Here is a 13,025-nt window from a genome sequence, read left to right on the forward strand (position 1 = left end):
CGTCCCGACGTCGCCAGGAAAGCCGTCATGCCCGATAATGACCCCAGCACTGGCGGCAACGAACCGACGATCGTCGATGTGGCGGCGTTGGCGGGCGTATCGATCCGCACCGTGTCGCGCGTGCTCAACCAGTCGCCCAAGGTCAACAAGGAGACGCGCGCCCGCATCCAGGACGCGATCGATGCGCTCAATTTCCGACCCAGCCTGCGCGCCCGCGCGCTGGCCAAGGGGCGCTCCTTCCTGATCGGCATGGTGCATAATGATCGCAACGCGCTGGTTCTGGACAGCGTGCAGCGCGGCGTGGGGCGCGAGGCGACCCGGCGCGGCTATGAAGTGATCTGCCACAGCGTGCCGGTCGGCGACCCGGGTGCGGGACAGGATGTGCTGGGATTTTGCCGGCGCGCGCGGGTCGACGGGCTGGTGGTAATGCCGCCGGTGTCCGACATGGCCGGGCTGCCGGCCGCGCTACAGGCCGACCATATCCCCGCAGTGGCGATTTCGGCGGTGCCGATCGAGGGTTATGGCGCGGTGCTGCTGTCGCAGGAGCGGCAGGCGGCGGGCGATGTCGCGCGGCATCTGCTGGCGCTGGGGCATCGGCGCATCGCGATGATTACCGGGCCGCAGGACATGATCTCGGCGATCGAACGCCGCGCGGGCTTTGTCGAGGCGCTGGAGGAGGCGGGCGTCGGGCCGCCGGTCGAGGTGGAGGGCGACTATAGCCTGGCCGCGGGCATGACGGCGGCTGGCCGGCTGCTCGCCATCTCCCCTACCCCGACCGCCATTTTCGCGGCGAACGACATCATGGCGGCGGGCGTACTGAAGATCGCCGCGGCGCGCGGGATCGCGGTGCCGGACGCGCTGTCGGTGGTGGGCTTCGACGGCAGCATCGTGGCGGAGATGCTCACGCCTTCGCTCACCACCGTCGCCCGGCCCTTCGGCGAGATGGCGGAAATGGCGACACGCCACCTGATCGATCTGATCGAGGGGCAAACGCCTTGCGATCTGGACAGCCCCGTTCTGTCGCTGGTGCCGGCCCAGTCCAGCGGGCCTTCGACCGATCCTAGCGATAGCGGCCCATCGTCACCTTGATCCACACCGGCTGGTCGATCAGGTTCAGCCCATAATCGGTCTGGTCGCCATTCCAGATGCGGTCCATGACCCATACGCCCTTGTCGAAATGCCCCTCCTCCACCTTGACGATCATGCCGCCCGGCGCGCTGCCGTCCCTGGGGGCGAAGTTCAGGCGGACATGGTCGCCGGTCAAGAGAAATTCATCGGCTGACAATTGGGCGACGACGGTGCCGCCGGTCGGCTCGCTCGCCCAGGCGGGCAGGTCGGCCTTGGGGAACCATTCGCGCTGGCCGAACTGCCACTGGCCGAAGCTGGCGGTGATCGTCCAGTCGCCCATCGTCGTGCCGACGGCCGCGCCGTCATCCGGCCTGGCCGCGCCCCAGACCGGATGCTCGAACGCGATCCTCGCCCAGGGCGCCGACGCCACGACCCGATATTTGGCGGCGAAGGCGTCCAGCGTCCTGTCGTCGAAGCCTTTGGCGCCCAGCGGATAGTTGAAATAGCCGGTATCATCCATGCCGAAGGGCGCGAAACCGATCGCCCCGCGCCCCAGCGCCGCCCAGAAATAACGGGCATATTCGGCGGCATTGCCGATTTCCGGCACCATCAACGCATTGTCGGGCCTTGTGTAGAGGTCGAGATGCCGGAAGACGTTGCGGCTGGCGCGATCGTAAATGTCTGGCGCGGCGAAATCGATCGAGGGCGCCGCCACCTTCCAGATGTCGATTACATCGCCCTGCGGCCCACCGCTCGACAGCGCCATCGGATCGGGCTTGGCGAAGGGGTCGCCCAGCGCCGCGTTCACATACATGGGCAGCGGCTTGATCGCCTTGCCGGCCTTTGCCAGTTCCTCGATATAGCGGGCGGTGTGCCAAGTGTTGAAGGCGCGATCGGCCTGGTCGCCGAAGACGGTCGCCCAGTTGCCGGCCGATTTCTTCAGCATCTTGGTCAGTGCCGCCGGCACCGGGCCGTCAAACAATTTCTGCGCGGCGGGGCTGTAGTCGCGCGGATTGCGGTAGCTGCCGACTTCATTTTCCGGCTGGACCAGAATGACCGTGTTCTGCGTGTCATGGTCGCGAATATAGGCCATCAGCGCCAGGAATGCGCGCTTGTCCGCCGCCAGTGTCGCCACGCCATGCGGCGACAGGACGCCATGATCCGCACCATCCTTCGTCTTCATGCGCGGAAAACGGCGATTATCGAGCTTCACCCAGTCGGGCGTATAGGCGAGGCCGGTATTCTTCCACGCACCGAACCACAGCAGCACGATGCGCTTGTCATGCTTGCGTGCTTCATCCAGCAGCGTCTGGACGAAGCTGTAGTCGAACTGGCCCTCCCGCGGCTCCAGTTGCTCCCAGGCGATCGGCGCCTCGACCGTATTCGCGCCGATCCGGTCGAGCGTCGCCCAGACCTTTTCCAGCGGCGCGGCATAATTGCTGCTGTTGTTGACCTGCCCGCCCAACATCAGGAAGGGCGCGCCATCCACGATCAGCGCATGGCGACCGGCCTTGGTTTCGATATGCGGCGTGTCGCCCTGCGCCAGCGCGGGGCGCGCGATCAGCAGGGAAGCGGCGATCAGGGTCCGGGTGAGGATCATGGAATGGCCTTTCATGGCTGTTCGTCCAGGGAGAAAATGCGGGTCGTTTCGGTCCATTTCGCGCCGGGCGGGGCCCAGGGAAGCGGGCGCTGGACGCCGTCCATCTGCGCTTCCCAGGCCTGCACCGCCGGATCGGCCGCATCCGCCGCCGCCTTGGCCGCCGGGTCGAAACCGGGGCCGGTTTCCATCAGCATGACCAGCCGGTTACCGCTGCGATAGATGTCCATCGCGATCACGTCCGCCGTCCGGATGCTCGCCCCGATCGCGGGCGGCAGCGCGCCGGCGGCGTGCCATGCTTCATAGCTGGCGATGGCGTCGGCCTCGTCGGCCAGGTCGATCAGCAGGACATGCCGCATCAGTTGACCCAGCCGCCGTCGATCACATGCACCGCGCCGGTTGTGAAGGACGCTTCGTCGCTCGCGAGATACAGCACCAGCGCCGCGATCTCCTCTGCCCGGCCGAGACGGCCCATCGGCTGGCGCGCTGCGAACGCGGCCTGCGCAGCGGCATAGTCGCCCGTATCGTGCAGGCGTTGTTGCAGCGAGGGCGTATCGATCGTGCCGGGGCAGATGCAGTTGCAGCGCACCCCCTGCCCGACGAAATCGGCGGCCACCGCCTTGGTCAGGCCGATCACCCCCGCCTTGCTCGCGCCATAGGCGAAACGGTTTGGTATCCCCTTCACCGAACTGGCGATGGAGGCCATGTTGACGATCGATCCCGCGCCCTTCTCGACCATGCCGGGCAGAAAGGCCCGGATCGTGTGATACATGGCGGTCATGTTGAGCGAGAGGGCGAAGTCCCATTCTTCCTGCGGGCATTCCAGGATGTTCCCGGCATGGACCACCCCCGCGACATTGGCGAGGATGTCGATCGGGCCGACCTCCGCCGCCAGCGCCCGCACCGCAGCTCCATCGGTCGCGTCGAGCCTGCGCAATTCGCAGCCGTCCAGCCCCTCCAGCGCATCACGGTCCCGGTCGGTCGCGATCACGCGCGCGCCCTCCGCCACGAAGCGCTGCGCACTCGCCCGGCCGATGCCGCGCGCCGCCGCCGTAATCAGCGCGACCTTGCCTTCCAGACGCCCGCTCATGCGCGCGCCTTCGTGGGGAGACAGTCGGGGCCGATGGGATCGAAAGCCTTGTAGGTCAAAATAAACTCCTGATGGCCAAGGGATTCGGAAACACTGCGCTCACCCGCCGCGACGGCCAATAGCTTGTCGTAGATTTCCGTGCCGACCTGCTCCAGCGTCGCTTCGCCTTCCAGGATGCGCCCGGCATTGACGTCCATGTCGGCCGCCAGCCGGCGGCCGGTATCCGGGTTCGCGCAAATCTTGATGACCGGCGAAATGGCCGATCCGACCACCGATCCGCGCCCGGTCGTAAACAAAGTCAAATGCGCGCCGCAGGCAATCAGTTCGACGATCTCCGCATTGTCGGAGATATTGGGGAAGCCGAAGCGCGGTTCGCCGTCAGGCACCACGTCGAGCAGATAGAGGCCGCCCGTCGGCGGCACATCGCCCGGCTTCAATATACCGTCGATGGTCGAGGAGCCGGATTTGGAATAGGCGCCCATCGACTTTTCCTCCTGCGTCGTCAGGCCGCCCTCCGCGTTGCCGGGCGCGAAGCTGCCGAACCCCATGATGGTGTAGTAGCGTTCGGCCTTGTGCACGCACTCTTCGATCGCGGCCGCCAGTTCGGGCGTGCGGGCGCGGTCTGCCATGATCTTTTCGCATCCGACCAGTTCGCCCGTCTCCTCGAAGATGCAGGCCGCGCCGTCCGCCACCAACCGGTCGAAAGCGCGGCCGACCGCCGGATTGGCGGTGATGCCGCTGGTTCCGTCCGACCCGCCGCAGATGGTGCCGACGATCAGTTCCTCGACGCCCATCGGCCCGCGCGGGACGTCGGCGATGGCGGCGCGCACGCGCCCCACCGCCTCGACGCCCGCCGCGATCGTCGCCGCCGTGCCGCCCGTCTCCTGGATCACCAGCAGTTCGGCGGGCCGTCCGCTCGCCCGCGCCACCGCCAGCAGCCGCTCGCGATTGAAACTCTCGCACCCCAGCGACACGATCACGAGGCCGCCGACATTGGGATGGGTGGCGATCGCCTCCATCACCTTGGCGGCATAGGCGTTGGGATAGCAGCCGGGAAAGCCGATCAGTTGCACATCGGGATCGTCCGCCCTGTCCACGATCCGCCGCGCGACATGATGCGCGCATTCCACCAGATAGGCGACCGCGACGACATTGCGGATGCCCTTGCGCCCATCCTGCCGGAGCCAGGCCTGGATCATGCCCCCTGCTCCAGCGCGGTGCGCGTATGGCTGCTGATATAGTCGCTCTTCATATTGTGCATATGTATCCAGTCGCCGGTCGCGGCATCGGCGGTCATCGACCCGATCGGCGCACCATATTTGATGATCTTGTCCCCGGCGCGGAGCGGCGCGCGGGCGATCTTGTGCCCGATGGATATCCCCTCGCGCGCGGGGATCGTGCCGCCCGAAACGGGGAGAATGTCACCTGCGTCGATCGGACGGACACAGATCAGGACATTGTCGTCGGGGTGCAACAGGATCAGGCGCGCATCGTCCTGCAACATGGAAGCATCTTTCAGGGCGGCGTCGAGCGCAGGCCAGAGCGCGTGGGGCAGGGGCGCCGAGCGGCGGGTCATGCTGTCGGCGACTTGATCCGGCCCGACCAGGCCGGGAATGACGCTGACGACCGCAGGATGGCGGAGCGGAAATTGCAGGGCGGCAGCGGGCAGCGCGACGTCAAAGGCGACGCAGGCGTCCGACAGGCGCTGCGCCCTGCCGACGATGTCGGCGCTGGGAGCAGTATAGTCGAAATGCAACGGGCCGCCGAGGTCGCGCGCCAATATGCCGCTATTATAGGGGCCACCGACGATCACTTGCACGCCCAGTTCGGCGCAGCGCGCCAGCAACCGTTCCGCGCTGCGGTCCAGCAGCGTGTAGCGCCCGGCGAGCAGGATCATGTCCAGCGCGACATGGTCGAGCAGTTCGTCGCAGATCGCGACTTCATTGACGCCGATGCCGATCGCGCCGATCGCGCCCGCTTCGCGCAGGTCGCACATCGCCCGATAGCCGCCGTCGAGAAAGGCGCGCAGGTGGCGGTCATGATCGTCGCCATGGGTCGCCCGGCCGAGATCATGGGCGAGCAGCAGGTCGATCCGATCGCGGCGCAGGCGCGCGCAACTCCCTTCGAAGGATCGCAGCACCGCGTCACGACCATAGTCGAAGACTGGTTCGAACGGATCGGCATCGACGAAACCGTGGCGTTCGCCCCGCGCGTCGGTCGGTATGAGCAGGCGCCCGACTTTGGTCGACACCGCCGCTTCGTCCGCCGGGTCGCGTTCCGCCAGCATCGCGCCCAACCGCCGTTCGGCCAGGCCGAAACCATAATGGGGCGCCGTGTCATAATAGCGGATGCCCGCATCCCAGGCGGCGTCGAGCGTGGCCCGCGCTTCCGCCTCGCTCACGGCGCGATAGAGATTGCCGATCGGCGCGGTGCCCATGCCCAAATCGGGGATCATGCCACCCCCTCCCGCCGCGCCGCCCACGCATAGAGCCCGACGACCGCGAAGCAGAGCGCGGGCACGAGCATCGCCGTGCGGATCGTCCCGGTCAGGTCGGACAGCAGGCCCATCGCCATCGTCAGCACCGCGCCGCCGATGATCGCCATCACGATCATCGACGCGCCCGCCTTGGTCAGCGGTCCGAGGCCGCGCAGCGACAGGACGAAGATGGTGGGGTAGAGGATCGACATGAAGAAGCTGGTCGCCACCAGAGCGGCAAGACCGACCACGCCCCCCGTCACCGCCACCAGCGACAGGACGATATTGATCCCCGCGAACAATGCCATCAGCCGCGCACCATCGAACCGGGACAGCAGCGCCGCACCGATGAAACGGCCGACCATGAACAGCGCCAGCGACAGGGTCAGCAGCCAGGCCGCCTTTTGTGCGCCGATGCCCGGCACGACGCTTTCCGCATAGCGGATCAGGTAGCTCCAGATGCCGACCTGCGCGCCGACATAGAAGAATTGCGCGGCCACCCCCGCCAGATAGCGCGGCCGCCGTAACAGCGCGCCATAGCCCGCGAAGATCGGACCGGTCGTCGCTTCCGCCTGCATGGCGGCACGGGGAAAGCGCGTGAAGGTGAGCGCCGCCGCCCAGCCCAGCACCACCAGCGCTATGCCGAGATAGGGTAGCTGCACCGCCGCGGCGCCTGCAGCGCCCTGCCGGGGGGCGTCGGACAGGATCAGGGTCGCGCCCAGCGCCACGCCGGTGATCGATCCCAGCGGATTGAAGGCCTGCGCCAGATTGAGCCGCTGCGCCGCCCCCTCCGCCGGCCCCATCACCGCGACCATCGGATTGGCGGCGGTTTCGAGGAAGGCCAGGCCACTCGCAATCACGAACAGCGCGAAGAGGAAGAAGCCGTAGCTGAGCTGTGTCGACGCCGGCAGGAACAGCAGCGCGCCGCCGCCGAACAGCAGCAGCCCCAGAATGACCGTCGCCTTGTAACCCAGCCGTTCGGCCGCCAGCGCGGCGGGAATCGCGAAACAGAAATAGCCCAGATAGAAAGCCGACTGGACCAGCCCCGACTGAAAATCCGACAGCGAAAATACATGCCGGAAATGGGCGATCAGCACATCGTTGAGGTTGTTCGCCACCCCCCACAGGAAGAAGAGGCCCGTGGTCAGCACCATCGCAGTCCGGCTGCTCCGTCCGGACCTGCTCCGTTCAGTGCCGGCTCCCTGCCTATGCATCAGGCCATCCTCTCTCTTGTCCAAAATGGCAGACCGGCCGCATCGCGGTCCGGTCTGCCAGGGGAGGGACGCTAGAAACGCCCGTACGCCGGATCAATAGGTGATGCGGGCGGTGAGGCTGATGCGACGGTCGTTGACGACGACGTCGCGCGGACGGCTGTCGATACCGAAATAGGTCGATCGACGCGTGTTGGTCAGGTTCACGCCATCGACCGCCAAGGCGAATTGCGGCGTGACATTATAGCTGACCGATGCATCGACCTGACCGAAGGGCTTGTTGAAGATCGGCAGATTGCCGGTCCCGTTGCCCGCCGTCGTGACGACATATTTGCTGCGCCAGTTATAAGCGACGCGCGCCGACAAACTGCCAAGTTCGTAGATGCCGACCAGATTATAATTATATTTGGACAGTAGTTCCAGCGGCACGTTGACGACCGGTCCGGTCGTTGCTGGTGAAGGGGCCTTGGAATCCACATATGTGAAGTTCGCCTGCATGCCAAGGCCACTGAGCGGCCCGGGCAGGAAGTCGAAGAACTGCTGATAGGCCAGTTCGAAGCCCTTCACCTTGCCTTTTGCGACATTGTTGAAGGACGTGACCTGATATTCATATGTATTGCCGTTGTTGAAGGTCACATCGCGGGGCGTAACAGCGGTCTGGATATAGTTTTTGATGTTTTTGTAAAATCCGGCGGCCGTCAACGACCCCGTCCGCGAGAAATACCACTCCAGCGACAGATCGAAATTGTCCGACTTCATGGGCTTGAGATAGGGGTTGCCACCGCTGGTGGTATGCAACTGGTCCTGCTGCGCCCGGCCGGGTTCCGTAATGTTGAGGCTGGGGTTCAACTGACCGAAGCTGGGCCGCGAGATATTCTTCGCGGCCGCCAGGCGCACTTGCAGGTCGTCGGCCAGGTGAACGCGCAGGTTCAGGCTGGGCAGGACCGAAGTATAGCTGCGCGATGCATTGATCGGATTGAACTCGGCCGGGCCGTTGCTTTCGGTCCCGTCGGGGTTCTGGATGATCGCGATCTGCTGGTAGAATCCCGACACGTCGAGATTCGTACGGACCACACGCACACCGACATTGCCGTCGACGGGATCGGTCTTGAAGAAGGCGGTGGCATAGCCGGTATAGGTCTTCTGGCGCTGCTGATTGGTGCCGCTCTGGACATAAGCCGGCGCGCTGGCGATGCCCAGCGTATCGAGCGTATCCTGATAGTTGCGGATGATGCTGCGGTTAAAGGCGATGATGTTGCCGAACAGGTCGGCATCGCCGCGGAAGAAGTCGCTCAGGTCGACATTTTCCAGCTGGCTGGGAATGCCGTTCAGGCCGGTATAGCGATAGCCGGTGTCGATCGTCCGGTTCTTACGATCGGCAAAGCGGATGCCCGCCTTGATCGAGGACAGGATACCGGCATCGAAACGATATTCGGCGTCGAGCCGCGCCGTCCTGTCCGACGCCTTCGATTCGTTGAGATTGTCGAGGTAGAAGGCGCTGTTGTATGTCGCCGGGTTCGCAAGGCCGGTGGCCGAACCGATGTTTACGACCGGCACCGATCCCGAAATATCCTGGTACAGCGTATCGGCGGTGCCGTTCAGGCCGAAGATCGAACGCAGATTTTTCGTCTTGGCGTCTACATATTGACCATCGGCTGTGACCGTCAGGTTGGCGCTGGGCTTCCACTTCAGGTTAAGCGAATAATCGGTCGTCTTCGACCGGCGCGTTTCAGCGCTGGTGTTGTTGCCGACGGGCAGATTGATGAAGGTGCCGCTTTGGAAATCGCCATTGTCGGCATAGGTGAACGGCGCGCCGGGCAACGGCTGGATCGCGCTGTTCGAGGTGTAGGCGAAGAAGCTGTAGTCGTCGTAGCGGAACTTATAGTCTGAGCGAAAGACTTCGGCGGTCAGTTCCAGCGTGTCGCTGGGGCGCCACTGGACCGATACATCGGTGCCCAAGCGACGACGGTCGCCATAGACTTCGCCGATACCAGTGCCATGGGGCAGCGTGGTCGTCTGACCGGTGCGGCCCAACGTCGCCAGCACGGCGGCGTCGCCCGCAACGGTGGGGTCGAGCGTGTAGAAAGGTTCGGTCGAAATAGTGTCCTGACGGAAGGCGGTCTTCTGGAAAGATACGCTGGCCAGAATGCCGATCTCACCGATACCCGTTTCCCAGCGGTTGCTGAGCATGAGCGATGCCGACGGCTTATAACGGTCGACCAGGTCGAAATGGCTCTGGGTCAACGACGCCGCCGCCTTGAAGCCGTCGAAGTCGAACGCTTTGCGGGTGCGGAAATTGATCGTGCCCGACAACTGATCTTCGATCAGGTCGGCCGACGGATTTTTGTAGACGTCGATGCCGGCCAGAAGTTCCGAAGGAATATCCTCCAGGTTGAGCTGGTTGGCTCCACTCGCGGTGAAGATATCCCGACCGTTCAGTTCGGTGCGAACCTGGGTCAAGCCACGGATTGCGACCGAGCTGCCTTCGCCATATCGGCGCTGGACCTGAATGCCAGGAATGCGCTGCAGCGCTTCGGCGACGTTGCGGTCGGGCAGCTTGCCGATGTCTTCGGCCACGATCGAATCGACGATGACATCGCTGTTGCGCTTGAGCGCCTGGGCGCTGGACAGGCTGGCGCGCACGCCGGTGACGACGATGTCGCCCTCGCTCGCGGCGGGCTGCTGCGGGGCCTCCTGCGCGTGGACGCTGCTCCCCAGCGCGATACTGGCGATCGAAATGCCGGCCAGCAACGCGGCGCGACGCGGCATATGCGTGATCTTGGTCATGAAACCCCTTCCTCTCCCTTGGCCCCTGAACGGAGCGCTCACCTGATTCGCGGCTGAAAACGGCCGGAACATTTCCCTTTCATGTCTCCGCCCCCTCCTGGGAGCGGTAACAAGACAAGGCTCCATTACTCCCACATTTCGAATTATGAAATATAAAAATTGATTTCATATGTGGACGGTGCTTAGAAGGAGGGACCTGCAAGGCGGCGCCAATAACCGGCAGCATGGGCGAGGGGAGGACTGGAATGACCGGGAAGTCGCGCTATCAGGCGCCCGCCCTGACCAAGGGGCTGGAAATATTGGAACTGCTCGCCGCCGCCAGCGATCCGCTCATCATGTCTGACATATCTACCGCGCTGGGCCGCTCGGTCAGCGAGATATTCCGGATGCTGCAGGTTCTCGAAGAACATGGCTATATCGCCCGTGCCGAGGAAGGTTATCGCCTGACCAACCGGCTGTTCGCGCTGGGCATGAGCCAGCCGCCGATTCGCGACCTCGCTTCCACCGCCCTGCCGGTGATGCAGGATCTGGCGCGCAAGGCGGGGCAGAGCTGCCATCTGGCAGTCGCATCGGGCGCGGAAATGGTCGTCATCATTGCGATCGAGGCGCCTGGCCTGTCGGGCTTTGCCGTGCGCGTCGGCTATCGCCGGCCAATGCATCGCTCCAATTCCGGGCGTATCCTGCTCGCCTTCCAGCCGCCCGAAGCGCGAGCGGCGATGCTGGACGATATTCGCGCCGCCGGCGAGGCGTTGGACGAGGCCGAGCTGACCGAACGACTGGACGCGGCGGTGGCCAATGGCGGCGCGATTGCGCCCAGCCCGATGCTGACCGGCATCACCGACCTGTCCTCACCGATTCTGGCCGGCGGGGTCGCGCGCGCCGCGCTGACCATGCCGTTCGTCGACGGCGCGGCCAACCGGGCGACCGTGGAGGCGTGCAGCCAGCTAGTGCGCGATGCCGCCGCCGCGATCGGCAGCGCGATGTCGCCGATCATGCTGGTGCCGCCGCGCGCGGCGGACGGCGAACAATGACCGGGATGGACCGGCGTGCCGCCTTGCTGGCGGCGGCGGGACTGGCGGCGCTGCCAGGCCTGGCCAACGCCCAGACCAGCGCCAGCGACGAGGTGATCGACCTGTGGCCCGGCACGCCGCCGGGCGGGACCGGCGCGCGCATCGTCCGCAAGATCGAAGATCAGGCCAGGCCCGGTGGCGAACCGGACCGCTGGGTGACGGGCATGGATCGGCCGATGCTGGTCGTACGCCGCCCCGCCCGCCCTAATGGCGCGGCGATGCTGGTGCTGCCCGGCGGCGGCTATGGCTTCCTGTCCTACGACAATGAAGGCACCAGCCAGGCCAACTGGCTGAACGCGCGCGGCATCACCGCCTTCATCCTGCTCTATCGCCTGCCCGGCGAAGGTTGGGCGCGGCGTCAGGATGTGCCGTTGCAGGATGCGCAGCGGGCGATGCGGCTGATCCGCGCTGGAGCTGTCCAGCTCGGCGTCGCAAAGGACCGGATCGGCGTGCTTGGTTTTTCCGCCGGCGGGCATCTGGCCGGATCGCTGGCGACGCGTCATGGCGAGACGGCCTATGATCCCGTCGATGCGGCCGACCGGCAGGACGCCCGCCCCGACCTTGCCGCCCTGCTCTATCCCGTGGTGAGCCTCGCCGCGCCCTTCACCCACGGCGGATCGCGGGACAATCTGCTGGGGCCGGACGCGTCGGCAGCAATGCGCCGCGCCCGATCGGTAGAATTGCGCGTCGACGCCGCGACCCCGCCGCTCTTCCTGGTCCATGCGACCGATGACGGTTTGGTGCCCCCCGCCAACAGCATCGCCCTGTTCCAGGCGATGGAAGCCGCCAAGCGTCCGGTCGCGCTGCATATCTTCGAGGATGGCGGCCATGGCTTCGGCACCCGTCTGCCCCAGACGATGCAGGCGTCAGCCTGGCCCGCCTTGTTCGCGACCTTTGCCGCGAAGCACGGATTGATCCCGGCATGAAACGCCTGATCGCCCTGATGCTAGCGCTCAGCGCCGGCACCGCGCTGGCCATGCCCGTCGAGTATCACAGCGCGCCCGAACGGCGCATCGTGACGGAAAAGGATTGGGGGCCATGGCTCGGCCCGTTCCGCGCCACCCTGATGCCCAGCCTGATGCAGGATTTCGGCGAGCGCTATCTCTACGCGCCCGCCAATGCCGCCTTGCCCCCGCCTAAACCTGGCGAGCAACGCGTGGTGTTTCTGGGCGATTCCATCACCGACCGCTGGAACCTTGCCGCAAGCTTCCCCGGCAAACCCTATGTCAACCGCGGCATCGGCAGCCAGGTGACGGCGCAGATGCTGCTGCGCTTCCATCAGGACGTCGTCGCGCTGAAGCCGGAGGTCGTCGTGATCCTCGCCGGCATCAATGACGTGCAGGGCTTCCTGCAACAGGAAACGCCCGAACAGATCGAAGCGAACTGGGAAGCCATGGCCGACCTGGCGCGCGCGCATGACATCAAGGTCGTGTTCGGATCGCTGCTGCCAGTGAATGATTATAGCGACGCTGCGAAAGATGTCGTCAGGGAGCGCAAGCCCGAAGAATTGCGCGCGCTCAACGCCTGGCTGCGCGGCTTCTGCACCCGGCGTGGACATGTCTATGCCGATTATGCGGCCGCCATGGTCGACGCCAAGGGCCTGATGGCCGCCGCCTTCACGCGGGACGGCGTCCATCCGCTCGACAATGGCTATGCCGTGATGACGTCGATCGCGCAGCGCGCCATCGACCGGGCATTGGCCGGACAATGAAAACGACACGATGAA

General features: G+C 65.4%; 11 protein-coding genes. 4 read left to right on the plus strand and 7 right to left on the minus strand.

Features of this window, described 5'->3' with window-relative positions; genetic code table 11:
• The first annotated feature begins 27 nt into the window (after positions 1–27).
• On the plus strand, positions 28–1,089 hold the full coding sequence (locus SBA_RS19840; RefSeq protein ID WP_261937352.1) for a LacI family DNA-binding transcriptional regulator: 1,062 nt from the start codon (positions 28–30) through the stop codon (positions 1,087–1,089).
• Here the strand turns inward: SBA_RS19840 and SBA_RS19845 are convergent.
• The 7 genes from SBA_RS19845 to SBA_RS19875 all read right to left on the minus strand — a co-directional run bounded on the left by SBA_RS19845 (position 1,061) and on the right by SBA_RS19875 (position 10,229).
• Entirely contained in the window at positions 1,061–2,683 is a 1,623-nt protein-coding gene (locus SBA_RS19845; protein WP_261937353.1) for a DUF5597 domain-containing protein, read from the minus strand. The genes SBA_RS19840 and SBA_RS19845 overlap by 29 nt on opposite strands.
• The gene (locus SBA_RS19850; RefSeq protein WP_261937354.1) at positions 2,680–3,024 is read right to left on the minus strand and encodes an L-rhamnose mutarotase; all 345 of its coding nucleotides are present in this window, start codon (positions 3,022–3,024) and stop codon (positions 2,680–2,682) included. Before SBA_RS19850 ends, SBA_RS19845 begins: the two co-directional genes overlap by 4 nt.
• Positions 3,024–3,755 carry an SDR family oxidoreductase gene (locus SBA_RS19855; protein ID WP_261937355.1) on the minus strand — a complete coding sequence of 244 codons (732 nt, stop codon included), beginning with the start codon at positions 3,753–3,755 and terminating at the stop codon, positions 3,024–3,026. The genes SBA_RS19850 and SBA_RS19855 overlap by 1 nt, the downstream gene beginning before the upstream one ends.
• A complete protein-coding gene (locus SBA_RS19860; RefSeq protein ID WP_261937356.1) occupies positions 3,752–4,954 on the minus strand; it encodes a UxaA family hydrolase in 1,203 nt (400 codons plus the stop codon). The genes SBA_RS19855 and SBA_RS19860 overlap by 4 nt, the downstream gene beginning before the upstream one ends.
• On the minus strand, positions 4,951–6,210 hold the full coding sequence (locus tag SBA_RS19865; RefSeq protein WP_261937357.1) for an aldo/keto reductase: 1,260 nt from the start codon (positions 6,208–6,210) through the stop codon (positions 4,951–4,953). The genes SBA_RS19860 and SBA_RS19865 overlap by 4 nt, the downstream gene beginning before the upstream one ends.
• Entirely contained in the window at positions 6,207–7,385 is a 1,179-nt protein-coding gene (fucP, locus tag SBA_RS19870; RefSeq protein WP_261937358.1) for an L-fucose:H+ symporter permease, read from the minus strand. Before fucP ends, SBA_RS19865 begins: the two co-directional genes overlap by 4 nt.
• Positions 7,386–7,538: 153 nt before the next feature.
• A complete protein-coding gene (locus tag SBA_RS19875; RefSeq protein WP_261937359.1) occupies positions 7,539–10,229 on the minus strand; it encodes a TonB-dependent receptor in 2,691 nt (896 codons plus the stop codon).
• 245 nt (positions 10,230–10,474) lie between these two features.
• Here SBA_RS19875 and SBA_RS19880 point away from each other — a divergent pair, with 245 nt between their 5' ends.
• The 3 genes from SBA_RS19880 to SBA_RS19890 are packed head-to-tail and all read left to right on the plus strand — an operon-like array spanning position 10,475 to position 13,010.
• On the plus strand, positions 10,475–11,260 hold the full coding sequence (locus tag SBA_RS19880) for an IclR family transcriptional regulator (protein WP_224546947.1): 786 nt from the start codon (positions 10,475–10,477) through the stop codon (positions 11,258–11,260).
• Positions 11,257–12,225 (plus strand): alpha/beta hydrolase, encoded by a 969-nt coding sequence (locus SBA_RS19885; protein WP_261937360.1) that lies wholly within the window; start codon positions 11,257–11,259, stop codon positions 12,223–12,225. Before SBA_RS19880 ends, SBA_RS19885 begins: the two co-directional genes overlap by 4 nt.
• Entirely contained in the window at positions 12,222–13,010 is a 789-nt protein-coding gene (locus SBA_RS19890; protein ID WP_261937361.1) for a GDSL-type esterase/lipase family protein, read from the plus strand. The genes SBA_RS19885 and SBA_RS19890 overlap by 4 nt, the downstream gene beginning before the upstream one ends.
• The last annotated feature ends 15 nt before the right edge of the window (positions 13,011–13,025 follow it).

Origin of the sequence: Sphingomonas bisphenolicum (assembly GCF_024349785.1) — a bacterium.
GTDB lineage: Bacteria > Pseudomonadota > Alphaproteobacteria > Sphingomonadales > Sphingomonadaceae > Sphingobium > Sphingobium bisphenolicum.

Excerpts from the sequence above, each read along its gene's own strand:
- SBA_RS19840 (WP_261937352.1), top strand. The coding sequence starts at position 28 with ATGCCCGATAATGACCCCAGCACTGGCGGCAACGAACCGACGATCGTC.
- SBA_RS19845 (WP_261937353.1), bottom strand. The coding sequence starts at position 2,683 with ATGAAAGGCCATTCCATGATCCTCACCCGGACCCTGATCGCCGCTTCC.
- SBA_RS19850 (WP_261937354.1), bottom strand. The coding sequence starts at position 3,024 with ATGCGGCATGTCCTGCTGATCGACCTGGCCGACGAGGCCGACGCCATC.
- SBA_RS19855 (WP_261937355.1), bottom strand. The coding sequence starts at position 3,755 with ATGAGCGGGCGTCTGGAAGGCAAGGTCGCGCTGATTACGGCGGCGGCG.
- SBA_RS19860 (WP_261937356.1), bottom strand. The coding sequence starts at position 4,954 with ATGATCCAGGCCTGGCTCCGGCAGGATGGGCGCAAGGGCATCCGCAAT.
- SBA_RS19865 (WP_261937357.1), bottom strand. The coding sequence starts at position 6,210 with ATGATCCCCGATTTGGGCATGGGCACCGCGCCGATCGGCAATCTCTAT.
- fucP (WP_261937358.1), bottom strand. The coding sequence starts at position 7,385 with ATGGTGCTGACCACGGGCCTCTTCTTCCTGTGGGGGGTGGCGAACAAC.
- SBA_RS19875 (WP_261937359.1), bottom strand. The coding sequence starts at position 10,229 with ATGACCAAGATCACGCATATGCCGCGTCGCGCCGCGTTGCTGGCCGGC.
- SBA_RS19880 (WP_224546947.1), top strand. The coding sequence starts at position 10,475 with ATGACCGGGAAGTCGCGCTATCAGGCGCCCGCCCTGACCAAGGGGCTG.
- SBA_RS19885 (WP_261937360.1), top strand. The coding sequence starts at position 11,257 with ATGACCGGGATGGACCGGCGTGCCGCCTTGCTGGCGGCGGCGGGACTG.
- SBA_RS19890 (WP_261937361.1), top strand. The coding sequence starts at position 12,222 with ATGAAACGCCTGATCGCCCTGATGCTAGCGCTCAGCGCCGGCACCGCG.